Source organism: Lysinibacillus sp. 2017 (assembly GCF_003073375.1).
GTDB lineage: Bacteria > Bacillota > Bacilli > Bacillales_A > Planococcaceae > Solibacillus.
Map to the genome: position 1 here is coordinate 402,527 of NZ_CP029002.1, position 25,348 is coordinate 427,874.

Annotated in this window: 18 protein-coding genes and 1 pseudogene; 15 read left to right on the top strand and 4 right to left on the bottom strand. The window is 38.7% G+C overall.

Annotated elements, in window-relative coordinates; all coding sequences use genetic code 11:
• The first annotated feature begins 169 nt into the window (after window positions 1-169).
• Together DCE79_RS01875 and DCE79_RS01880 are read left to right on the top strand one after the other, a co-directional pair.
• Window positions 170-979 carry a Rossmann-fold NAD(P)-binding domain-containing protein gene (locus DCE79_RS01875; RefSeq protein ID WP_108711437.1) on the top strand — a complete coding sequence of 270 codons (810 nt, stop codon included), beginning with the start codon at window positions 170-172 and terminating at the stop codon, window positions 977-979.
• A 163-nt stretch (window positions 980-1,142) separates the two neighbouring features.
• Complete coding sequence (locus DCE79_RS01880) at window positions 1,143-1,697, top strand: NADPH-dependent FMN reductase (protein WP_108711438.1); 555 nt, start codon at window positions 1,143-1,145, stop codon at window positions 1,695-1,697.
• A gap of 54 nt (window positions 1,698-1,751) precedes the next feature.
• Here DCE79_RS01880 and DCE79_RS01885 read toward each other — a convergent pair whose 3' ends face one another.
• Window positions 1,752-2,795, bottom strand: a complete 1,044-nt coding sequence (locus DCE79_RS01885) for a Cj0069 family protein (protein WP_234417308.1) — start codon at window positions 2,793-2,795, stop codon at window positions 1,752-1,754.
• Between the two features lie 642 nt (window positions 2,796-3,437).
• Here DCE79_RS01885 and helD point away from each other — a divergent pair.
• The 5 genes and pseudogenes from helD (at window position 3,438) to DCE79_RS01910 (ending at window position 9,504) form a co-directional block, all read left to right on the top strand.
• Complete coding sequence (gene helD / locus DCE79_RS01890; protein WP_108711439.1) at window positions 3,438-5,630, top strand: RNA polymerase recycling motor HelD; 2,193 nt, start codon at window positions 3,438-3,440, stop codon at window positions 5,628-5,630.
• 37 nt (window positions 5,631-5,667) lie between these two features.
• On the top strand, window positions 5,668-6,483 hold the full coding sequence (locus DCE79_RS01895) for an undecaprenyl-diphosphate phosphatase (RefSeq protein ID WP_108711440.1): 816 nt from the start codon (window positions 5,668-5,670) through the stop codon (window positions 6,481-6,483).
• Window positions 6,484-6,609: 126 nt separating this feature from the next.
• On the top strand, window positions 6,610-7,029 hold the full coding sequence (locus tag DCE79_RS01900; protein WP_108711441.1) for a MarR family winged helix-turn-helix transcriptional regulator: 420 nt from the start codon (window positions 6,610-6,612) through the stop codon (window positions 7,027-7,029).
• Window positions 7,022-8,205 (top strand): annotated as a pseudogene (locus DCE79_RS01905) (MFS transporter). The gene DCE79_RS01900 and the pseudogene DCE79_RS01905 overlap by 8 nt, the downstream one beginning before the upstream one ends.
• 132 nt (window positions 8,206-8,337) lie before the next feature.
• A complete protein-coding gene (locus DCE79_RS01910) occupies window positions 8,338-9,504 on the top strand; it encodes an aminotransferase-like domain-containing protein (protein ID WP_108711442.1) in 1,167 nt (388 codons plus the stop codon).
• Window positions 9,505-11,877: 2,373 nt separating this feature from the next.
• On the opposite strand, the gene DCE79_RS01915 is transcribed toward DCE79_RS01910, so the two are convergent.
• Window positions 11,878-12,078 carry a cold-shock protein gene (locus DCE79_RS01915; RefSeq protein WP_108711443.1) on the bottom strand — a complete coding sequence of 67 codons (201 nt, stop codon included), beginning with the start codon at window positions 12,076-12,078 and terminating at the stop codon, window positions 11,878-11,880.
• A 514-nt stretch (window positions 12,079-12,592) separates the two neighbouring features.
• Between DCE79_RS01915 and DCE79_RS01920 the strand changes: the two genes are divergently transcribed.
• From DCE79_RS01920 to DCE79_RS01945, 6 genes are all read left to right on the top strand, one after another.
• Window positions 12,593-14,275 carry a methyl-accepting chemotaxis protein gene (locus DCE79_RS01920; protein ID WP_108711444.1) on the top strand — a complete coding sequence of 561 codons (1,683 nt, stop codon included), beginning with the start codon at window positions 12,593-12,595 and terminating at the stop codon, window positions 14,273-14,275.
• A gap of 120 nt (window positions 14,276-14,395) precedes the next feature.
• Window positions 14,396-16,582: a DNA topoisomerase III gene (locus tag DCE79_RS01925; protein WP_108711445.1), complete on the top strand. Its 2,187-nt coding sequence runs from the start codon at window positions 14,396-14,398 to the stop codon at window positions 16,580-16,582.
• A gap of 360 nt (window positions 16,583-16,942) precedes the next feature.
• Window positions 16,943-17,680, top strand: a complete 738-nt coding sequence (locus DCE79_RS01930; RefSeq protein WP_135841911.1) for a hypothetical protein — start codon at window positions 16,943-16,945, stop codon at window positions 17,678-17,680.
• Between the two features lie 101 nt (window positions 17,681-17,781).
• Window positions 17,782-18,267, top strand: coding sequence for a Cys-tRNA(Pro) deacylase (gene ybaK, locus DCE79_RS01935; RefSeq protein ID WP_108711447.1), 486 nt, complete (start codon window positions 17,782-17,784; stop codon window positions 18,265-18,267).
• Between the two features lie 23 nt (window positions 18,268-18,290).
• A complete protein-coding gene (locus DCE79_RS01940) occupies window positions 18,291-18,908 on the top strand; it encodes a YczE/YyaS/YitT family protein (protein WP_108711448.1) in 618 nt (205 codons plus the stop codon).
• 71 nt (window positions 18,909-18,979) lie between these two features.
• A complete protein-coding gene (locus DCE79_RS01945; RefSeq protein ID WP_108711449.1) occupies window positions 18,980-20,170 on the top strand; it encodes a glycine C-acetyltransferase in 1,191 nt (396 codons plus the stop codon).
• A 274-nt stretch (window positions 20,171-20,444) separates the two neighbouring features.
• Here DCE79_RS01945 and DCE79_RS01950 read toward each other — a convergent pair whose 3' ends face one another.
• Together DCE79_RS01950 and DCE79_RS01955 are read right to left on the bottom strand one after the other, a co-directional pair.
• Window positions 20,445-21,596 (bottom strand): cation:proton antiporter, encoded by a 1,152-nt coding sequence (locus tag DCE79_RS01950; RefSeq protein ID WP_108711450.1) that lies wholly within the window; start codon window positions 21,594-21,596, stop codon window positions 20,445-20,447.
• 158 nt (window positions 21,597-21,754) lie between these two features.
• The gene (locus tag DCE79_RS01955) at window positions 21,755-22,936 is read right to left on the bottom strand and encodes a pyridoxal phosphate-dependent aminotransferase (protein WP_108711451.1); all 1,182 of its coding nucleotides are present in this window, start codon (window positions 22,934-22,936) and stop codon (window positions 21,755-21,757) included.
• A 154-nt stretch (window positions 22,937-23,090) separates the two neighbouring features.
• Between DCE79_RS01955 and DCE79_RS01960 the strand changes: the two genes are divergently transcribed.
• Both DCE79_RS01960 and DCE79_RS01965 read left to right on the top strand, forming a co-directional pair.
• Window positions 23,091-23,882 carry a carbon-nitrogen family hydrolase gene (locus DCE79_RS01960; protein ID WP_108711452.1) on the top strand — a complete coding sequence of 264 codons (792 nt, stop codon included), beginning with the start codon at window positions 23,091-23,093 and terminating at the stop codon, window positions 23,880-23,882.
• A 212-nt stretch (window positions 23,883-24,094) separates the two neighbouring features.
• The gene (locus DCE79_RS01965) at window positions 24,095-25,348 is read left to right on the top strand and encodes a Y-family DNA polymerase (protein WP_108711453.1); all 1,254 of its coding nucleotides are present in this window, start codon (window positions 24,095-24,097) and stop codon (window positions 25,346-25,348) included.

A 25,348-nucleotide genomic window follows, 5' to 3' on the forward strand; every position in this document is an offset into this window, starting at 1 on the left:
TTCAAAATTCACTAAGAATAGAGGATAAACTTGATCAATACCCACCGCCTCGCGATAGCGCAAGCGGTATTATCAGACGCATTTAACCAGGTTAAATGAATGACACTACGAATACAAATAAAAATCAACCTGATGTTACTGTGATGAACCAAAAGAAAGGGTGAAGGTAATGAAAGAAATGCGCTCAGCTTTAGTCGTTGGAGCAACAGGATTGGTCGGTTCGACATTGGTGAAATTATTGTGCGAAAGTGAAGAATATGCTGCGGTTAATGTTATTTCACGAAGACCACTCGATTATTTTCATCCAAAATTAATCGTGACATTGCGTGAATTTGATCAAATTGCTGAAAGTGATATTGAATTTGCACATGAAGTATTTTGCTGTTTAGGGACAACGATAAAAAAAGCAGGGACACGAGAAGCGTTTGAAAAAGTGGATTTTGAGTATCCTATGACCATTGCAGCACTCGCAAAAAATAAAGGTATCGGACATTTTATCGTTATTTCTGCCATGGGAGCAGACGAAAAAGCTCTTGCATACTATAGTCGTGTGAAAGGCAAATTAGAAACAGGGCTTATTAAAATGGATTTCTCGAGATTATCGATTGTCAGGCCTTCACTAATTACAGGAAACCGCAGTGAATTTCGTCTCGGGGAAATGATAGGGGCCAAAGCACTTAGTGTGATGAATCCACTATTAGTTGGACCACTAAAAAAAGTTCGCTCGATTCCTGCAGAGCAAATTGCCTTAGCAATGAAAGTGATGGCGCTACACGGAAAGCAAGAAAAGGTCGCCATTTATTTATCCGATGAAATTGTAACGATGAAAATGCCAATCTCCGAAGAAAATCCAGAGCATTTTACTGAGGAAGAGGTCGGTTTTAATTGGAACAAGTATAAAAAGGATGAACTACCACCAGTTGATAAGGAAGTTGTGTTTGATCGCAGTAAAATAAATGAGGTGGACCGAGATAACTAGCATTATCCGGCAGTAGGAATCCTATTGGTTGAAGGGTTACTCTATCTTAAAATAACGATGTCGGCCGAAAGACTGAAATTGAACTTTTGCAAGCAACTACCTATAATAACTATGCTCCGTTCTGATACAATATGAGTAGAATTCGTTATATGGAGGAACAACTATGAAAATTTTACTTGTTGACGGCACAATTTTTGGTCGTAAAACTGGCGTCGTTTTAGAGCAGGTTCAACAATATATTCAAGCTTTCAATCCAGAATTAGAGTTAGAAATTTTATATTTCTCGAAACTAAAACACCAAATTTTAGACGGTAGTCCGCTAAATGATGATATGAAAATGATGATTCAAAAATTTGAGGAAGCAGATGGCTATATCTTTGCTTCACCAATTTTCCAAGCCTCTATCCCAGGTGTATTAAAAAATGCATTTGATATGATTCCACCGAAAGCAATGCGTTATAAACCAGCTGCAATCGTTGGAAATGGTGGTACTTACCAACACCATTTAGTATTAGAAAATCAATTACGTCCCATTTTAGATTACTTCCGTTGTTTAGTGACACCAAACTATGTGTACACACACGCAGATCATTTCGATAAAGATAACAAAATTATCGATGAAGAGGTACACAATCGTTTACGTGAATTAGCACGTGTATTCGTTCAATATTGCGAAATGACCAAAACATTATCAAAGCAAGCCGTTGATATGCAGTAGTCATGAAAAAGGAATCCCTCGTGCAATTAAACTGCCGGGGAGATTCCTTTTTTATTAGCCTAAAACTGCTGCTTTTTCATTGATACACGCTAGGATTTCTTCTGCTACATTGTGAGCAAGCTCTAATTCAGAAGTAAAGCCAACACATGAACAGTTCATCTCACCTAAAATGTACGTATCTTGACCTTTTTCATCTGTATCTAAAATGAAGTCTGCTGTCCAAATAAGTGGTAAATCATAGCCACCTAATAGCTCCGTTATTTCACTTAGCTGACCCAAGAAACCATGTACAAGCGTCGCCCATTCATCCGGACTATCATAACGATACTGAGCGCCAGAGAATAATGTCGCACTGAATGCATCTGCATCTTCTGCTGGCTTTTTGTGTACGACGTTAATTGGCTTATCACGAAGCATGAATAAGCGAATTTCGCCTTCTTTAATGCGCGGTAGGAATGTCATATCAACGAGCATGCCGTTTGCGCCAACGATGTATTGCTCACAAAATGTCATAAATGCATTAAGCTCATGGTACTCAACGTGATTGTCTTTTGCTTCTGTGCATTTCACTTTCGCGTTTAGTGGCACTTCTGTAACATCATCTTCTAATGCATCCACTAATTGCACACGCCAAATGCCTTCACCCGTAGATCCACGGTTTTGCTTTAATACGCGCTCACCTTTAGCTAATGATGTCGGGAATATTTCTTTAAACTCTTCAATCGTATAGTAGGCATACGTATCTTCAGGCACTAAAGATGTATGACGTAATTTTACTAACGCATCTTTCGCACCGTAACCGATCATCGCATCAGGGTGTGGCATACCAATCACACCTTCTACACATAACTCACGTAGCATTTCAAAGTACTCCGCTTCATACTTTAAGTTCCCTGGATTGATACGAGAAACATAAGCAATGGCATTATCTTTTACATAATTAAAAATTTCATCACGCTTTTCGTTTTCAAAAAACAGGACCTCTGCTTCTTGCCCGCGCTCCTTTAATGCCTCAACCATTGGCATCGTATCTTTGCGATGACCATCTGGACCTTTATCGCTTCCACCTTGTACTTCAAAAAATATGACTTTTTTCATAATGACTACTCCTTTCGAATTATGTATTTCTCTTTTCATCATAACGTGGAATTTTGATTATTAATGGATTAAAATGTAGCTAAATTGTTACGAAATGCTAGAAAGTGAATGAAAATGGCTCGATTAAATCATAGTATGCTAGTAGAGATTGATGCTTTAAAATGTATAAAATTGGTTATTTACAGTAATTATCGAACTACGCTAAAGTGAAATAAAAATGAAATTTATGCAAAAAAAAACAAAATTTCAATCGAAATATAAGGAAATAAAGAGACCTAACCAAAAATAAACATTTCAAAGTCTTTTTCTCAAATGCCAAGAAAATAGGAAGAAATGGGCAATATGAAATAAATTTTTGTGTTCGAAAAAAGCAATTCAAATATGAACAAAATGTGTCGTTAGGACTTTTTTTGAAATAGTAGCGATGGCATTTTAAAAAGGGCGAAGAAAAACGGAGGAAATAGACGAGATTTGAATCACGAGACAATTTGATGTAGCATATATTTTTACGTGAATTTGTAAATTTGGTGGATAATAAAGAATCAGCTTTCAAAGAATCCACATAAAAAAACATCTAATCGCACACGTTTTATAACGAGATATGTTTTCTAATTTTCGACAGCAAGTGGGGGCGAATCCAATATGGAACAAACAATTTGGCAACAAGAACAAGCACATTTGAAGCAAATGAGCGAGCTATTAAAAAAGCAGGTCGAGGCATTAGAAATCCAATTAAAAAGACAAAAGGGCGACATTGTGGAAGAGCGTACGCAAGCGTCTTCTGAATTTAATGATGTATCAGGAGAAAATGCGATTCAGTTTTCGCAAATGCTACAAACGATGCAACTGCGAGAACGTGAATATTTAAATGCGAGCGAACAATTAGCCAAGACAAAAATCTTATATAAAAGTCCCTATTTTGGGCGTATTTCAATTGAAAACGAACAAGGCGAAAAAGAGCATTTATACATTGGCTTATCGACATTTCGCGAGCCAGAGACAGATGATGTATTAATCTTTGACTGGCGCGCACCAATCTCGAGTCTGTTTTATGAAAACAAGGTCGGATTATCGCGCTATCAAATTCCAGACGGGGAATATATCGATGTTGTGATTGAAGGTCGTCGTCAATATAAAGTGAAGTATGATGAACTCATTCAGTTATTTGATGCGGATGTTTATGTTGGCGATGAGGTATTACAAGGATTACTAGCAGATACAGCGAAGGAAAAAATGAAGTCGATTGTCGCAACGATTCAAAGTGATCAAAATGCCGTTATTCGTTCATCAAATCAGGATAATTTAATCGTGCTCGGACCTCCTGGTAGTGGGAAGACGTCGGTTGCGATGCAGCGAATTGCCTTTTTACTTTATGAATACCGTAAAACGATGAATGCGCGCAGCATCTTACTAATTTCACCGTCTGATTTGTTCAATGACTATATTTCGAATGTCTTACCAGAGTTAGGCGAGGAAAACGTGCAGCATACGACTTACTACCGATTATTACGCGATTTAAAATTATCGCGCTACGACTGTGAGACGAATTATGAAAATATCGAACGCCTGCAAATAGCAGACGAAGTAGCTCGTGAGCATTACGCATTTAAAGGGTCACATTTGTATGTGAAACAATTATTAAATTATATGGAGAGCATTAAAAAAGCAGGGATGCCGTTCTACAATTTGAAAATGGGGGATGACGTGTTTGCCTCAGCGAAAAAAATCTCACAGCTATTTTATGAAAAGTTTGGCGGGCTAGATGTTGATTTTCGTCTGAAAAAAATTCGTACCTTGCTACAAACGAAATTGCAGGAGCGCAAAAATAAAGAACAGCGCAAGCGTATAAAAGAATTGCGCGCGGTTAACGCCTATATTGGTTCCGATAAGGAGCTGGAGCAACAAGCCTATCAAGATGTACAAAAGAAATACGGTAAGCTCGAAGTGACGATAGAACAGCTCGGCTTTGTTAATTTGAACAAAATGTACTTGCAATCACTAACGTTTCGTAATGACAATTTATTCACGCAGAGCATCCAAGCAACAACTGCAGAAAAGCTAAAGCAGCATAAGCTGTTATATGAAGATCTAGCACCAATCATGTATTTACAAGCAGTCATTAAAGGGCTCTATACAGACAAAACAATTAAACATATCGTAATTGATGAAATTCAAGATTACTCGTATCTCCAATTATTAACGATTAAAGCGATGCATCCAAAAGCGCATTACACATTACTCGGAGACAAAAATCAAATGGTGCATCCACAAATGAAGGATTCACTAGCAGGTCCATTATCAAAGCATTTTAAAGTAATCGAATTAAACAAATCATACCGTTCAACCAATGAAATTACGGACTTTATGAGCGCTATTCTACACAACACAACGACGCTTTCACTGGGTGTTTCAGGGGACAAGCCGCAATTGATTGAAACGAAAGCGCTCCTTGAAACGATTCAGCAATTAGTCGTTGCCCATTATGAACAAGATGATAGCTTTGTGATTTTGTGCAAAAATAGAGCCGCAAGTGAACGGTTATATAATGATTTAAAATCACTTATCCCCACATTGCAGCTCGTAACAGAGGAACAAAAAGTGTATATGAAGGGCATTTTAATCATGCCAGGATATATGGCGAAGGGCTTTGAGTTTACAACGGTTGTATTAGCGGATGCCAGTGCGCATGTATATCATGAGGAGATGGATGCATATCTTTTATATACGATTGCTTCTCGTGCAACACGAAAATTATTTTTATTATCAGATGGCACATTACCAAAGGCGCTAGCACACATTAGTGAACAGTATTATCTTAAAAAAGTGACTAACTAAATGCATGTACGCAATACTAATGTTTTAGGAGATTTCAATGGAAAACTTTGATTTAATTTTAATTTTAAAGCACTTAATTATCGGTTTAGTGCAAGGCTTCACAGAACCGATTCCAGTTTCTTCGAGTGGTCACGTCATGATTGCTAGTGAAGTTTTAGGGATGGGGGAACAAGGATTTACATTTGCCATTTTAACCAATACGGCAAGTCTGCTTGCGATAATGTTCATTTACCGCGAGGATATTATTCGTTTAATTACAGGGTTTTTACTGTTTATTAAAACACGTAATCCGCGTTACCGCACAGATTTTAATTTTGCCTTGTATGTGATTATCGGTTCGATTCCAGCAGGTGTATTAGGCGTATTACTAAGTGACATCATTGCGGATAGCGTGAGCATGACGACTATTGCTTGTATGCTATTTGTAACAGGTATCGCATTATGGTTGATCCGTAATCTACGTGGTTCGAAGCGTGATGGGGATTTAACAGCAAAAGATGCGTTTATCGTTGGGTTAGGGCAAGCTGTTGCATTAACGCCAGGAATTAGCCGCTCGGGTGCGACGATTATTTCAGCAATCGGCGTTGGCATGAACCAAGAAACGGCGTTACGCTTTTCATTCATGCTTTATATTCCGGTAAGTCTTGGCGGTGTTGTACTAGGAATAAGCGATTTTCTAGATGAGCCAAACAAAATGGATCTCGCGTTACCTTATGCAGTGACATTCTTCGCAACATTATTCATGACCTACTTCGCGATGCGTTGGTTCATGGGTATCATGAAAAATGGGAAGTTACATTACTTCACCTACTACTGTTTCTTAGTAGGTATTTTATTATTAATTTTCTTTTAAAATAGTATTTAAAGGCGATGAAATCGTATGCGAATTTCATCGCCTTTTTTTTATTCTATTGACATTCATGCTATTTTTCTGTTTAATTAGTTAGGCTAACTAACTAATTTCCTTGGAGGATTAAAGATGACATTCTTTTTACAAGTGCATCGTTTTCATAGAAAATATATGGCGCACCTTTCAGCGTTATTGGCACCATATGAGCTATCAAGCTCGAACTGGTCATTACTAAATTTTTTATACGAAGAGCAAGTAGCGACGACAAGTCAAATCGCAAAATATTGGGATGTTGAAAAGCCAACTGTATCAGCTAATGTAAAAACGCTTATGAAACATGAACTTGTCCAAACAAAGCAAGGGGAAGACAAACGCGAAAAATATTTAAGCCTGACAGAAAAGGGCGAAAAATTGCACGAAACTATTTCCCCGGAAATTAAAAATCTACAAAAACATTTATTAAGCGTGTTAACACAACAGCAAAAGGGCGAATTTCAGCAAGTGCTGTTCGACATGGAGGCACGTTTGAAGGAGGATTTTAATGAGTGAAGTAAAAGAATCCATTTGGACGAAGGATTTCATTATCGTTTCAGTTATTAACTTTATGTCGATTTTGATGTTTTTCTTACTTATGGTAACAATATCGAGCTATGCGGTTGAAACGTACAGTGTTTCAACAAGTATCGCAGGGCTTGTATCGAGTATTTTTATTATCGGTACATTAGTAGGTCGACTTGGAGCAGGTCGACTAATCGGGGCAATTGGACCTCAAAAAATATTATTAATCGGTCTGATTGGATTATTTATTATGTCAGCACTTTATTTATTAGAGTGGGGCGTTGGTTATTTATTAACAATTCGTTTACTACAAGGGATTGCAGTCGGAACAATTGGGACAGCGACAGGTACCATTGTTGCGTACATTTTACCAGCATCACGTAAAGGGGAAGGAATTGGCTACTTTAGTTTAAGTGCCATTTTAGCCACAGCGATTGGACCGTTTATCGGGATGTTCTTAATGAAGCTAGAAAACGGCTTTGATGTGATTTTCTATTTAAATATTATATTATCAGTCCTTATTTTAATCGGCTTCTTCTTCGCAAAAATTACAATTACGATGAAAAAGGTAGATCCAAAAGAAGAAAAGAAATTGTCTTTACTTGAAAAATTCATCGAACCAAAAGCAATTCCTGTGTCATTTATTGCGTTACTAATTGGTTTCTCATATTCAGGGTTATGTCATTCATAACATTTTATGCGAAGCAAATCGATTTAGTGGAGGCGGCAAGCTATTTCTTCTTAGTGTATGCCATTGTTATTATTTTCTCACGTCCATTTACAGGGAAGTTGATGGATTCGCGCGGGCCCAATTTAATTGTGTACCCGTGTATAATTGTCTTTGCTCTCGGCATGGTGCTATTTAGCCAGGCATCTGCAGGTTGGATGTTACTTGTCGCTGCGGCGTTAATTGGTTTTGGTTACGGGAACTTTAACTCGATTGCACAAACCGTTGCTGTAAAAGTAACAGAGCCACACCGTTTTGGTTTAGCAACATCAACATACTTTATTTTATATGATTTAGGTTTAGGGGTTGGTCCGTTCATCTTAGGCTTTATCGAGCCACATACGACGTATCGCATGATTTTCACAATGATGATTCCAATTATTATCATCTGTATCCCGCTTTATCATTTATTAGTAGGCCGCAAACAAAAAGCATTATAAAACATCACGTATTCGTGTCATAGTTTTACTAGAAATAGGCATGTATCAACTTAAATTGGTACATGCCTATTGTTTGTATAGAAATAAAATGATAAAATTTTGAAAATTACAAATAAGGGAAGAGAATCGATTATGCAATATTCTGATAGTATTTTAAACACACCATCTTCATTCATTCGCAACATTTTAAAAGTAACCGATGCAGACGATGTGATTTCGTTTGCGGGGGGCTTACCAAACCCAATTTCATTTCCAATGGAGCAAATTAAGCAATCGGTCACACACGCGATTGATGAAAGTGGAGCGAAGGTTTTCCAATATTCAACAACACAAGGTTATTTACCACTTCGTCAGTATATTGCAGATAAATATAATAAAAAACAACCCGGTTTAGACTTTAAACCTGAAGACGTACTTATCACAACAGGCTCTCAGCAAGCGTTAGAGTTAATTTCAAAAGTGTTATTAAATAAAGGGGATGGGGTTATTATTGAAGAGCCAGGCTATCTTGGGGCTATTCAAGCCTTCACTTTACGTGAACCAACATTCCATGGTGTAACACTAGAGACAGAAGGGATAAATGTTGCCGAACTAAAAGCGGCATTAAAAGAGCCTAATGTCAAAATGGTCTACACCGTACCCAACTTCCAAAATCCAACGGGCCTCACTTACACAAAAGAACGTCGAGAAGAAATATATGAAGCAATTAAAGATGAGGATGTTATTTTCATCGAGGACGATCCATACGGCGAACTGCGATTTACTGGCGAGCACTTACCTTATGTCGCAGCTGGAAAAATGACAAATAGTGTTGTATTAGGGTCATTTTCTAAAACCGTTACACCTGGTATGCGTTTAGGTTATATTTTAACGAAAAACCATGAGCTATTAGACCATATTGAAACAGCGAAACAAGCATCAGATCTTCATACGAACATTTTTGCACAATATATTTTACATGATTATTTAATAAACAATGACTATGAAGCCCATGTTGAAAAAATTACAGCACTTTATAAAGCACAAGCAGATACGATGCTTGCAGCGATGGATAAATACTTCCCATCGCATGTAACCTATACAAAACCAGAAGGCGGCATGTTCATTTGGGTAACGATGGAAAATGGCGCCAACGCACTCGATAAATTCCATGAAGCCATGGATCAAAAGGTAGCGTTCGTACCAGGCAATCCATTCTATACGAATAAATCTGAAGTCAACACGATGCGCCTAAACTACACAAATGCCACACCTGAAGTAATTGAAGAGGGCATTAAGCGTTTAGGGCAAATTTTATAAAACAAAAAAGGCCATCACAATTTGTGGTGGCTTTTGAATTTAGCAAAGGGATTGTCAGAGCTAGTCATCTTCTAATAGAGATGTTATGAAAGTGTATCATGTATTGGCAGGCTGGGCGCCCAGAGTCGCAAAGATATGTTGCACATATCTGTACGACTCTTCTTTGCGCCTTAGGCTAGGCCTGCCAAATCAAAGGATAGTCAATTCTACTTTTGCATGTATTCAGGGGCGGCGCTGTTGGCGAGCAAAGGCGCCGTTTTTCTTTAAAGCGAGTCCGTTGAATTTTGTGGGTTGAAGGGATTGTCAGAGCTTAATCATCTTCTAATAGTGATGTAATTAAAGTGTATCGTGTTTTGGCAGGCTGGGCGCCCAGAGTCGCAAAGATATGTTGCACATATCTGTACGACTCTTCTTTGCGCCTTGGGCTAGGCCTGCCAAATCAAAGTGTAATCCATTATGCTTTTGCATGTATTCAGGGGCGGCGCTGTTGGCGAGCAAAGGCGCCGTTTTTCTTTAAAGTGAGTCTGTTGAATTTATGGGTTGAAAGGATTGTCAGAGCTTAATCATTTTCTAATAGAGATGTTATGAAAGTGTATCGGTTTTTGGCAGGCTGGGCGCCCAGAGTCGCAAAGATATGTTGCACATATCTGTACGACTCTTCTTTGCGCCTTGTGCTAGGCCTGCCAAATCAAAGTGTAATCCATTATGCCTTTGCATGTATTCGGGTGCGGCGCTGTTGGCGAGCAAAGGCGCCGTTTACTTTTAAAGTGAGTCCTTTGAATTTTGTGGGTTGAAGGGATTGTCAAACTAGTCATCTTCTAATAGAGATGTTATGAAAGTGTATTGGGTTTTGGCAGGCTGGGCGCCAGAGTCGCAAAGATATGTTGCACATATCTGTACGACTCTTCTTTGCGCCTTGTGCTAGGCCTGCCAAATCAAAGGATAGTCCATTCTGCTTTTGCATGTATTCAGGGGCGGCGCTGTTGACGAGCAAAGGCGCTGTTTACTTTTAAAGCGAGTCCGTTGAATTTGGTGGGCTGAAGGTATTGTCAGAGCTAGTCAAATTCAAATAAATATTCTATTAAGGTGTTTCGTATTTTGGCAGGCGACCGCATATCAGCAGCAGGGTCACGTGGTACGTGTCCCTACTACTGATACTGTTGCGGTATGCTAGGCCTGCCAAATCAAAGGATAGTCGATTCTACTTTTACATGTATTCAGGTGCGGCGCTGTTGACGAGCAAAGGCGCCGTTTTTCTTTAAAACGAGTCCGTTGAATTTTGAGCAAGGGGATTGTCAGAGCTAGTCAATTTCATAAATATTCTATGAAGGTGTTTCGTATTTTGGCAGGCGACCGCATATCAGCAGCAGGGTCACGTGGTACGTGTCCCTACTACTGATACTGTTGCGGTATGCTAGGCCTGCCAAATCAAAGGATAGTCGATTCTACTTTTGCTTGTATTCAGGTGCGGCGCTGTTGGCGAGCAAAGGCGCCGTTTACTTTTAAAGGAGTCCGTTGAATTAAGTGAGAAAGGGACTGCCACAGATTCTCTTTTTATAAAGGGATGAATATACGGATAGGGTTCAATAGTTGTCAATGCCTTCATTTTCTATAATGGCAGGATTGCCTTTTCTACTAAAACTCTAGATAAATGAGTTCACAGTATTTAGATGATAAATAAATACATTGTAATTTTACCTATTTTATAAAAAGATTCGCCTAATAAAAAGACTGGCGCCTACCACTGTAAGCGCCAGCACGTGAATATAAGTAAAAGGAAAATGGATACACCTTATATTGGCAGGTCTTTCACGAAGCACAAAGGCGAGTCGTACAGGCATGTGCAACATGGCTGTGCGGCTTGCGTGCGAAGAACCTGCCAAAAATGACTACACCTGAATAACCTTTTCATTAGAAGACCGTAAGAGGCTTTGTGAATGTGTGCTGCGCCCGCCCAAACGAAACACCCGAATACCCCTATAACAAAGGATGAATTCACTATGATAAACCCTACTGTATAAAAAGATTCACCCAATAAAAAGACTGGCGCCTACCACTGTAAGCGCCAGCATGTGAATACAAGCAAAAGGAAAATGGATACACCAAGTATTGGCGGGTCTTTCACGAAGCACAAAGGCGAGTCGTACAGACATGTGCAACATGGCTGTGCGGCTTGCGTGCGAAGAACCCGCCAAATGACTACACCCGAATAACCACTTTAATATATCCAACTTTATTAGAGAAAGAATGAATTTAATGAAAGAAGCTTTACAATGTTACACTCCAGTGGCGAATTAAATGCATAAAAAAAAGAGGCATACTCGTTTGAGTATGCCTCTTTCCAGCTAACTATCTGAACTTAATTCGTTGGAATTAAAGTTTTGTTACGTTAGTAGCTTGTGGTCCACGGTTACCGTCTTCCACTTCGAATTCAACTTTTTGACCTTCGTCTAAAGATTTGAATCCTTCACCTTGGATAGCTGAGAAGTGAACGAATACGTCGTTACCGCCTTCAACTTCGATGAAACCGAAACCTTTTTCTGAGTTAAACCATTTTACTGTACCTTGTTGCATGAGAGAAAACCTCCAAAAATAAATTAAATTAATTTGCTAAATGTATAAAAAAATTCACACATTAAAAAAGGGAGCGTAGACGTTCACTTTTTTAATATGTGAATAATCGTTAACAGCTTAAGCAATTTAATTACTCTTATTGTATAACAAATTCATTTAACTGTCTACAAAATTTTCTGTGTATGGTGATGAAAATTTTGATTTTTCTTACAAATGAAGTGAAATCAACGGGGATTTTATTTAGTTGTTCTTATCTATTATTTATTGTACCACCGACTTTTATTATTTAAACACCGAAAATTCAAAAAATAAATGTAGGAAAAACAAATCTTCAATTAGAATGTAATTATTTTCCTATAATTAACGATTGACTTGTTATCTCATGTAACTAATTTAGACTCTAGTAAGAAAGATTTAAATTATTTTTGAAAATTTTGATGACTTATAGACTATATTAAGTTTATAATTTCAATAGTGATTAAATTCCAAAATTTATCTATAGGAGGTCTAGTAAGTGAAGTTTTCTATTTCAAAAAAATTGTGGCTTTCATTTTCAGCTACAATTGTATTAATACTAATTATCAACACGGTCGGCTCAATTGCGATTAATAGTGTAAAAAACCGATATGAAGAAGTATTGGATAATGATGTTGCACGTATTAACTTTGCTCGTGATTTGGAAGTTGCACAGAAAGATTTAGCAACCAATTTATTAGAATTTGTAACGATTAATAAGGCAACAGCAAAACAAGAAATGGAGAAAGAAATCGAGAACGGGTCAACTGCTGCAAGAGGACTGATTGCATTAAGCACTGACGAAGCCTCTCTTAAGCTTTTAGAGGATTTAAAAGAAAAAACATTACTATTATTCGATTCAAATAATCAAATAGTAGAGTTAAAAGAAAGTCGAAAAGATATGTCTGCTGCTCAAGCAACATCTATGACTTTAAATAGTGACGTATTAACAATTATCGATGAAATCGTTGAATTACAGCAGCAAAATATCACAAAAACACGTGCTGAGATAAACGCTTTCCAAAAAACGGCAATAACGACGATGGTTATTTTAACGATTATTGCAATTATTTTAGCAATCGGTATTTCATATCTCATGAGCAGACATATTTCAAGACCAGTTGGCATAGTGACAGCGGCTCTTGGTGATATTGCAAAAGGTAACTTAACAATTGAACCACTTCAAATTAAAAACCGTGATGAGATTGGTGTCATGGCGAAAAGCTTTAATGTCATGCTAGAGGACTTACGTAATATTGTTGCTAGTGTTAGTGATTCATCAATGCAAGTAGCAGCAAATGCAGAGGAACTTTCAGCAAGTTCTCAAGAAAGCTTAGCTTCTTCTCAAATGGTTGCAACATCGGCAGAAAATCAATTACATACAAGTACAGAACAAGCTCGTTATATGAATTCTTCGATTGAGTCGATGAATGAATTACGTACAAGTATTGATCAAATTTCAGGCGATAATGAGCAAATGCTTCAAGCCACAAATGGAGTTAAAACGTTAATTGATAAAGGGGCAACATCGATTAAAAACGTTGTTGATCAAATGGAGACAATCCATGAGACATTTACTGAAACAACTGAAATGATGCGAGCAATGGAGCAACATTCAAATAGCATTCAAAATATTACAGGTTTAATTACTGATATTGCAGACCAAACAAACTTACTAGCATTAAATGCAGCGATTGAGGCCGCACGTGCTGGTGAGCATGGTAAAGGCTTTGCAGTTGTAGCTGATGAAGTTCGTAAGTTAGCAGAGCAATCGAAAAATTCAGCAACTGAAATTGGTAGTATGGTAGAGCAAATTCAACAAACTTCAAGCCAAGCAACGAAAACAATCGTTGAAGGCGGTACAAAAGTCGATGTTGGAATGAACAAAACAACAGAATCTTTACACGTATTCAAAAATATCGAAACAGGTATTGGTGAAGTCGTGTTCCGTGTTGAATCTGTTTCCGCAGCAGTAGAGGAAATTCAAGCAATGACTGGCTCTGTAACAGAAAGCGTGAGTCATGTTCAACAGTTGGCTACTCAAACTGCTGATACAGCAGGTGATACAAGTGCTGCAACAGAAGAACAGTTAGCTGCGACAGAGGAAATTTCTCACAATGCACATTCTTTATCTGAACTTGCAGAACAACTACAAAATGAAGTAAATCACTTCAAACTATAATATGCTAAACAGCCTGTGATGAAAAATTCACAGGCTATTTTTATTTGCATTTCCAAAAGCAGATACAACAAAATTTTCTATGCTATAGTAAACACAAGGATTTATGAAAGGGTGTAAACAATGGCTAAAAGTTTAGTATTAGCAGAAAAACCTTCAGTCGCGCGCGATATTGCCAATGTGCTGAAGTGTACTAAAAAAGGAAATGGTTTTTTAGAAGGAGACAAATATATCGTCACTTGGGCGCTAGGGCATTTAGTGACATTAGCAGATCCAGAAAGCTATGATGAAAAGTATAAAAAGTGGAATTTAGAAGATCTACCGATGCTTCCAGAACGCTTAAAGTTAATGACAATTAAACAAACGAGCAAACAATATAATGCAGTAAAATCTCAATTGACACGTGCAGACGTGAATGAAATTATTATTGCTACCGATGCTGGGCGTGAAGGGGAATTAGTAGCACGCTGGATTATTGACCGTGCAAAAGTAAACAAACCCATTAAACGCTTATGGATTTCATCTGTTACTGATAAAGCCATTAAAGAAGGCTTTGCAAATTTAAAGCCAGGGAAAGCCTATGAAAATCTTTATCAAGCAGCAGTAGCTCGTAGTGAAGCAGACTGGTATATCGGTTTAAATGCAAGTCGCGCACTTTCTACAAAGTTCAATGCACAATTAAATACGGGGCGTGTTCAGACACCGGTTGTCGCAATGGTTGCTGCACGCGAAGATGAAATAAAAAATTTCAAAGCCCAAACGTATTACGGCATTGAAGCACAAACAAAAGAACTTAAATTAACATGGCAAGATGCAAACGGTAATTCACGTAGCTTCAATAAAGAAAAAGTGGATGAAATCGTTCATTCTCTTGAAAATCAAGACGCTAAAGTAATTGATATCGAGCGCAAGCCGAAGAAATCATTCTCGCCAGGTCTTTATGACTTAACAGAATTACAACGTGATGCCAACAAAATATTCGGCTATTCAGCAAAAGAAACATTAAATATTATGCAAAAATTATATGAGTCTCATAAAGTATTGACGTATCCTCGTACGGATTCACGATACCTTTCTTCAGATATCGTAGGTACTTTACCAGAGCGCTTAAAAGCTTGTGGTGTTGGAGAATATCGCGCACACGCCAATAAAGTGTTAACAAAGCCAATCAAAGCGAACAAATCATTCGTTGACGATAGCAAAGTAAGTGATCACCACGCCATTATCCCAACTGAGGAATATGTGAACTTCGCAAACTTTACTGATAAAGAGCGTAAAATTTATGATTTAGTCGTAAAACGTTTCTTAGCGGTACTTTTCCCAGCCTACGAGTACGAGCAATTAACATTACAAGCACAAATCGGCAAAGAAAAATTTATCGCACGTGGGAAAACAGTCCTTGTTGCGGGTTGGAAAGAAGTCTATTCAAATCGTTTTGATGATGAAGAATCAAACGAAGAGGTGAAAGAACAATTACTACCTCGCCTTGAAAAGGGGCAAATCTTAAAAACGAATTTGATTGCCCAAACTTCAGGTCAAACAAAGCCACCTGCACGCTTTACAGAGGCAACATTACTAACAGCAATGGAAAATCCAACAAAGTATATGGACACACAAAACAAACAGTTAGCTGATACATTAAAATCGACTGGTGGTTTAGGAACAGTTGCCACGCGCGCGGATATTATTGAGAAGTTATTCAACTCATTCTTAATCGAAAAACGTGGAAAAGATATTCATATTACATCAAAAGGTCGTCAGCTTCTTGATTTAGTACCAAGTGAATTAAAATCACCTGAAACAACGGCTCAATGGGAACAAAAGCTAGAGCAAATTGCTAATGGTAAACTGAAAAAAGAAACTTTCATTAATGAAATGAAGCAACATACACAAGCAATCGTTTCAGACATTAAAAAGAGCGATAAAAAATTCAAACACGATAATATTTCTACGAAGTCTTGTCCTGATTGTGGGAAACCAATGCTAGAAGTGAACGGCAAAAAAGGCAAAATGCTCGTGTGCCAAGACCGTGAATGTGGCCACCGTAAAAACGTATCACGCGTAACGAATGCTCGCTGTCCACAATGTAAGAAAAAGCTTGAGCTACACGGACAAGGTGATGGGCAAATTTTCGTATGTAAATGTGGTCACCGTGAAAAACTATCTGCCTTTGAAGCACGCCGTAAAAAAGAAGGTGGCGGCAAGGTCGATAAGCGCAGTGTTCAAAAGTTCATGAAAGAACAGCAAAAAGAGGAAGAACCGATTAATAATGCCTTTGCTGACCTATTAAAAGGGATGAAGTTTGATTAATTAAGTACTATAAAAAGAAGGGATGTCTCGTAAGCTTCAAACTTACAGGACATCCCTTTTGTATTAGAAAAGATGGAACTTATCGATTAAAGCGTATTTTTGCCCCAAAAAATTCTCTGTAAATAACGGTGAAAATGTTTTTTGTTAAATCATCTCGGGTATTTAATAGTAATTATGAATATTTGGAAATGTTTATAGGTACAAATTACTTTTTATATAGTAATAAAGGTTTAAATATGAACAATTAATGAATATTTTGCGTCTTTCCCCGATATTAACATATAAATACAACGTAAATATTAATAGATTACGAACAAAGTAGAGGTGAATGATATGAAAGTCGCTAGCTTGTTGCATCAAATGAGTCCAGATTTTGAAGAAAGAAAACGCTCACTTCAACGCAAAGAGGTTGGAGATGTTTACAAAAAGCATGCCAAATATGCGGATGCAAGTAAAAATCCAATGCTTCAAGCGCTTGAAAATTTACTTTCTGGTAAAACGGAAAAGGATTTACACGAGGCAGATGCAGCTGTCCGTAAAGAAACTCAAGCATCATCAGTTGAAGTAAGAGAACGATTTTTTGAGCAGCCTAGTATTAATGGACAGCTACAGCAAACGAATAAAGACGTCATTGCCCCTGAAACTGAAAATGAAGTAACAGGAGTCAATGGGTCAGTTGCCGTTGCAAGCGCAATGCCAATTAGTAACGAAGAATCGGATGACACGGGTGCACTGCTAGAAAAATTACGCCAGGCAGCATTAGCACCTGCACAACCTTCACCTCAAGATTTACGTGTCGCAGCAAGTGCCTCAGCACAACTTCAACAAGTACGCGCCGAAAAAACCGGCGAACCAGTTGAAGAACTAGAGGAATTGGCACCGCATGCAGAGGAAGATTTAACATTTACGATGCCAGAGCGCTTTGAAAAAGATTTCGCTCGTGATCCACAGGAGAAAACGGTATTTGGTCAAGATTTAGAAAAGCTCTTATTTAAACGGACCTTTAATAATGCCGCAACCAAATATAACTCTCATGTCGCGATGGTGAAAAACGGCTATCGTCCGGTATATGAACCAATATTTTCTCAAATCGCATAATGTACCGACTCGCTCAAATAACTTTGGGCGAGTTTTTATTTTGTTCCCAACTAAGGCAGTGTATACTGTTTACAAAGTTGAAAGAATAGGGAGTGAATGTCTTGGCGAAAAAGCAGGCAAAAACCAATGCGGTGCGTTTAATCGAGCAACAAAAAATCCCGCATGAAGTATTTGAATATACAACAGAAGACGGTGGAGCAGTAGATGGCATTACGGTTGCCAACAAAATTGGACAGCCAGTAGAACATGTATATAAAACATTAATCGCCACAGCCGGTAAAGGACACTATTTTGTATTCGTTATTCCAGTCGCAGCGGAACTTAATTTAAAAGCAGCGGCAAAAGCAGTTGGTGAGAAAAAAGTTGAAATGATTCCGGTAAAGGAATTACTTGGCTTAACGGGCTATGTGCGCGGGGGGTGTTCACCAATTGGCATGAAAAAACCATTCCCAACGTATATCGAGCAAGCTGCGGAAACACTAGATTATCTACTCGTGAGTGCTGGAAAAATCGGTATGCAACTCAAGCTTTCACCAATCGATTTAGCAAAAGCAGCCCACGCACAATTTGCATCAATTACTATGTAGGTTATAGAGAGAGAAGGTTTGCTATGTCGAAAAAATTTAAATGGCAGTGGGGTAGCTTTTTTGTAGGGTTAATCGTCATGTCACTTGGCATTACGATGACGATTAAAGGAAATGTCGTCGGCACAGGCCCGTGGGATGTTTTCCATATTGGTCTTTTTAAACAATTTGGATTAACAATTGGTTCTTGGTCGATTTTAACGGGACTTTTAATTATTTGCACGACGTCGCTTTATTTAAGAAGGTTTCCGAAGTTAGCGACTTTATTAAATATGCTATTAATTGGCTCATTTATTGATGTGTTTAACTGGCTGTTACCAGAAGTACATGCATTTGGCTTTGAACTCGCATATTTTGTAGCAGGCTTTTTGGTGATGAGCGTAGGGTGTGGTCTTTATATCGCGGCAAGTCTTGGTGCGGGTCCCCGTGATACCGTGATGATGATTATTGCGAGCAAGGGTTATTCAGTCAAAACAGGACGAATGGTGATGGAGGTATTTGCCGCAGCTGCAGGGTGGTTACTTGGTGGTCCAGTCGGTATTGGAACGGTCATTTTAGCGCTCGGCACTGGCTACATTATTCAGCCATCATTATTTTACTTTAAACAGAAGCTTGAACAAATTATTGGAGAGCCACTTACATAAAGAAATAATGCGGAAAATTTCTGTCAATATGCTAAAATGGGGCTAACCTTGAAATCGAAAGGATGAACAGCATGTCAAACGTATTAACGACTTTTTTAGATGAAAATTTAGACGCGTTACGCTCGCAAGGTTTATACAATGAAATCGACCCTGTAGAAGGTGCAAACGGTCCGATTATTCAAGTTGCAGGCAAAAAGTTAGTGAACTTATCATCAAACAACTATTTAGGCTTAGCAACTAATGATGAGTTAAAGAAAATTGCCCAAAAAACAATTGATACATACGGTGTGGGTGCAGGTGCCGTTCGTACAATTAACGGAACACTGGATTTACACGTAAAATTAGAAGAAACACTCGCAAAATTTAAAGGTACAGAAGCAGCGATTAGTTATCAATCAGGCTTCAACTGTAATATGGCGGCGATTTCAGCTGTTATGGATAAAAACGACGCGATTTTATCTGATGCATTAAACCATGCGTCGATCATTGATGGCTGTCGTTTATCAAGAGCGAAAATTATACCGTTCGCCCACTCTGATATGAATGATTTACGCGAAAAAGCAAAAGCAGCCAAGGAATCAGGTCTTTACAATAAAGTAATGGTCATTACAGACGGCGTATTTTCGATGGACGGGGATATTGCAAAATTACCTGAAATCGTAGAAATCGCAAAAGAATTCGATTTAATCACTTACGTAGATGACGCGCATGGTTCAGGCGTAACAGGTAAAGGTTCGGGCACAGTGAAGCATTTCGGCTTACAAAATGAAATTGACTTCCAAATCGGTACATTATCAAAAGCAATCGGTGTTGTCGGTGGTTATGTAGCAGGAAAGAAAAACTTAATCGACTGGTTAAAAGTTCGTTCTCGACCATTCTTATTTTCAACAGCGTTACCACCAGGTGATGTAGCGGCAATTACACGCGCGGTTGAAATGATTATGGAATCAACAGAACTGCATGATTTACTTTGGGAAAATGGCCATTATTTAAAAGAAGGCTTAGCGAAATTAGGCTTTAATATTGGTGCATCAGAAACACCAATTACACCATGTATTATTGGTGATGAGAAGCTAACGCAGAATTTCTCGAAACGTTTAATCGAAGAGGGCGTATACGCGAAAGCAATCGTCTTCCCAACAGTTCCTAAAGGGACAGGTCGCGTGCGCAATATGCCAACAGCAGCGCATACAAAGGAAATGTTAGATGACGCATTAGCAATTTACGAAAAAGTAGGTCGTGAATTAGGGGTAATTAAATAATCGTGTTAGGGCTGTCCAATTAATTGGACAATTTAACATACAAACAGGTGAAGCATACATTCGTGTAGCTTCACCTGTTTTATGTTTTTGTGGTCTTAAAACTGTAATAGCTCCTAAAGTTAGCCTGTGGTGGCAAAAGAGGGACTTGATAAGTGGGCGATGAAATTTGAAAAAAGGGCAAAAAAATACAGCATAGCGGATTCGCTATGCTGTATCTTGCAATTAGTGATAAAGTACTTTTAAAGTATACCATACTAAACTATCTACCTATTTATTATTTTGATGTTTCCTCTGTATGACGTTTGCCAAAAATTAATTTTAATAATGGTGGCGTCACAATCGTTGTGACAATCACGACAATAATCATTGCAGTATAGTAATTAGCTGGTAGTAAGCCACTTTCTAATCCCATTGCCGCTAAAATTAATGCCACTTCTCCACGAGATACCATTCCCGCGCCAACACCCATTGATGATTTTGTAGTAAACCCTGCTAATTTTGCACCAACACCGGACCCTATAAATTTAGATGCAATGGCAATAATCGAGAAGATTAAAATAAACCCTATTTGATCTCCAATTCCATCAAATGAAACAGCTAACCCAATGCTTACAAAGAAGAATGGAACAAAAATGCCATATGCAATTGGCTCTACCTTATGTTCAATTTCTTTTTTATATTTTGTTTGAGCAATTGCAATTCCTGCGAAGAATGCACCGATAATGCCTGCAAGACCTAAAATTTCTGCAAAATAAGACAAACCAAAGCAAATAATTAACCCCGCACTTAGTACAGACTCCGTTACCTTGAATTTCGTAAATAAGCGAATGAAGTGTGGAATGACCCATTTCGAAATTAAAATTAACACCACAAAGAATAAAATTTTCTTCCCAATGAGTAACCCAATATTCGTATCAGATCCTGCAAACACACTCATTGCAATCGCAATTAGAATCACAACAACGATATCATCTAATACCGCAGCTCCAAGTAGCGTAGAACCCTCTTTACTGTTTAACCAGCCAAGTTCTCGTAATGCTTGAACCGAAATACTAACAGATGTTGCAGATAGTAATAACCCAATGAAAATGGATTCACCCACTGACATTCCGTAATATTGAGATCCTAAATACCCTAAAATGATTGGCAGGATAATTCCACCAAATGCTACATAAATGGCAGCTTTCTTATTTTTATTCATCTCGTGTAAGTCTGTTTCAAGTCCTGCTAAAAACATCAATAACAGCACACCAATTTGACTAAATGTCGTTAATAATTCAGTTTCATGAATCCACCCCAATAAAGCGGGTCCCAAAATAATCCCTACAAGGATTTTTCCTAAAACAGATGGCTGACCTAGCCTCGCAGCTAGATGGCCAGCAAGTTTAGTAGCAAATAAAACGAGTACAATTTGTATAATAAACATAATTTTCCCCTTTCAATGCAAAAAAAGACAAGGTGGAGCCATAGTTGACTATGGCTCCACCTTGTCTTGCATCGTATATTTTCTTAGATTAATAATAACATATTCTCGAGATCGTAGTCTACAATAAGTCTCTTCAAGTTAGGGAACAGTTGAGTTACTTATTTTGCCAAGTTTGCTGTAAATAGCCCAAGCTTTGCAATGCGCGTCATTGCTTCACGTAAGCGCACCTCATCTACAAGAAGTCCTACACGGATATAACCTTCACCATATTCCCCAAAACCGTTCCCTGCAGCAACCGCAATATCGGCTTTGTCGAGTAACAGGTCGGCAAACGCTTCGCTTGTATAACCAGAAGGAACTTTAAGCCAAGCAAAGAAAGACCCTTTTGGTGCGGTAATGTCCCAACCGATTTTTTGTGCTTCTTCGACTAATACATTGCGACGGCTTTCATATAACGCACGTAAGTTTTCAACGCATGTTTGCTCTTCATTTAATGCGGCTGCTGCGGCATGTTGAACAGCAGGAAATTGACTGCAAAATAGATGATCTTGAATAAGATTAATGGCTTCAATGATTTTGGCATTTCCAACCGCAAAGCCGATTCGCCAACCCGCCATATTGTACGATTTCGACAACGTGTACAGTTCAATTCCTACTTCTTTCGCACCGTCAGCTTGTAAAAAGCTTGGAGGACGCACATTATCAAAACCAATTGCACCATACGCAAAATCATGTGCAACCACGATATGGTTTTCTTTTGCAAACTTTACCGTATCTTCAAAAAATGGAGCAGTTGCCACACCGCCAGTTGGATTGTTTGGATAGTTTAAATACATAAGTTTCGCACGTTGTTTTATTTCATCAGTTAATGCATTATAGTCTGGCAAATAGCCATTTTCCGCATATAATGGCAGCGTATCAAATTTGACATCAGCAAGTGCCACCCCGGACAAATAATCCGGATAACCTGGGTCAGGAAGTAGCATAGAATCACCTGGATCGAGAACAGCAAGTGGTAACTCAACGAGCCCTACCTTTGTACCGCCTAAAATAGCGACTTCAGTGTTTGGGTCAATATCAACATTGTATTCACGTTTATAAAAGTCAGCAGCGGCTTGTCTTAATTCTGTAATCCCTCGAAAAGGGGAGTATTTATGGGTTTGTGGATTGGTTACGGCTAGTTGCAACGCATCAATAATATGGTCAGGCGTTGGTTGGTCGGGATTCCCTTGCCCTAAATTAATGACGTCACGGCCTTGTGCGAGTGCAGCATTTACTTTACTGACAAGCGCGGCGAAAAATTGTGGGGGTAGCTGTTGTAGTTTCTTTGAAAATTCCATCGTTCATCACCTTTTTTAAATAATAAAATTAATCTTAGTCCTTTTCTAGGGATTAGTAAAGTGAAAATTATGATAATTTAGATAAGCGTGCTAGAATGAAGCACGTAATGGTAAAATGGCGTTAAGAAAGCGAATTTTAAAGGAGTGTCATTTCATGAAAATCGGATGTATTCAATTAAATGTAGGCTTCGGCAAAGTAGATGAAAACTATGAACGTGCAGAAAAGTTCATTCGTGAAGCGGTCGCTGGTGGTGCAGAAATCGTCGTGTTACCAGAAATGTGGAATACAGGCTATGCGTTAGAGAAATTAGAAGAACTTGCAGATGTGAACGGGGAACGTACGAAAGCATTTTTAAGTGCTTTGGCAAAGGAATTAGCGGTACATATTGTAGGTGGCTCAGTTTCAGTGAAGCGTGACGGTAAGTTTTACAATACGATGTATACGTATAATCGTGACGGTGAACAAGTCGGTGAGTACAGCAAAGCCCACTTGTTCCGCTTAATGGATGAGCATCTGTATTTAGAATCTGGAGATACGATGAATCGATTTGCACTTGGGGATATTGAAGCGGGTGGTGTTATTTGCTACGATATTCGTTTCCCAGAATGGTTACGTGCCCACGCGCTAGACGGTGCAAAAGTGTTATTTATTCCCGCACAGTGGCCAACACCGCGCATTGATCACTGGAAAACATTATTGCAAGCACGTGCTATTGAAAATCAATGCTTTGTTGTGGCAGTCAACCGTATCGCACGTAAAGTGGAGAACTTTAATGGGCAGTCGATGATTATCGGGCCTTGGGGCGAAGTGTTGTGGACGGGTGCTGAAGACGAGGAGCTTGCGATTATTGATGTTGATTTTTCAAATGTCGATGAAGTACGCGGACGCATTCCCGTATACGAAGATCGTCGCCCGAGTCTTTATGGAAAAGTGGTAAAACAATAGTTTATGGAAGCACATCGGAATTTCGGTGTGCTTTTATTTTTTATCGAATTATAAATTCCGAGTACTGTAGATAACTTTTGAAATGTACTTCATGTCTAGGAACAAACGCTTTAGCACTTTTGTTTTTAAAATCCATTACTTCCCACTTGCGGTCTCACACGTCTCATTTTAAAATAAGAACAAACGTTCGTTTTAAATGAGGTGAATTTGAAATGTATGAAAATGCAACACAGCGTTCAATGATTTGTGTGGATATGCGTAGTTTTTATGCAAGCTGTATCGCGTCTATTGAAAATTTGAATGTCATGGAAGTCCCGATGGCTATCGTCGGTAACTTTCAACAAAAGGGCAGTGTTGTCCTTGCTGCGTCACCACCGATGAAAAAGCGTTTTAATATTCGAACGGGTTCGAGACTTTATGAGATTCCACCGCATCCCGATATTCGCTTATTTGAACCACGCATGTCTTTTTTTATCCGTATGTCGATGGAAATTACACGATTGCTCAATGATTTTGTCCCAAAAGAAGCGATTCATGTATACAGCATTGACGAAAGCTTTATCGATTTAACAGGCACAGAAAAATTATGGGGGCCTCCAGAACAAACAGCTGAACGGATTCGCGATCAAATTTATCGACAATTTGATATTCAAAGTGCGGTTGGCTTTGGACCGAATATGCTTTTAGCTAAGCTTGCACTTGATATCGAGGCAAAAAAAACAGGTTTTGCAAAATGGACATATGATGATGTACCGACAAAATTATGGCCAGTCACACAGCTAACCGACGTATGGGGCATTGGACGTCGAACAGAGAAAACGCTGCATCATATGGGCATTTATTCTGTTTATGATTTAGCACATACTGACCTCGAATTACTAGAAAAGCGCTTGGGTGTTATGGGCAATCAGCTTTATTATCATGCCTGGGGAATAGATCATTCGACTGTAGGTGCACCAATCATGCAGGGGCAAATTAGCTTTGGAAAAGGGCAAATGCTGATGCGGGATTACCGTAGTCGCCAAGAACTATTAGTCGTGCTTCTCGAAATGTGTGAAGATGTGGCAAGACGTGCGCGGGAGGCGAGAAAAATAGGACGTACGATTTCACTTGGACTTAGCTACAGTAAGGATGCATTTGGTGGAGGCTTTCATCACGCACGTACAATCGATGAGCCGACAAATGATACGTTGAAGATTTTTCATGTATGCAAGGAATTGCTCGATGAATTTTATGCTGAGCGTCCGGCACGTAAATTGACGGTAACACTGAGCAATATTGAAAGTGAGTATTCCATGCAACTCAGTCTGTTTGATGAAGCAAGGTGGCGTAATCGAAAACTAGGGGAGACAATGGATCAGCTACGTACAAAATATGGCACGACGGCATTACTACGGGCAATTTCTTACACGGAAGCAGGAACAGCCATTACGCGTGCTTCGTTACTAGGTGGACACAAAAAGTGA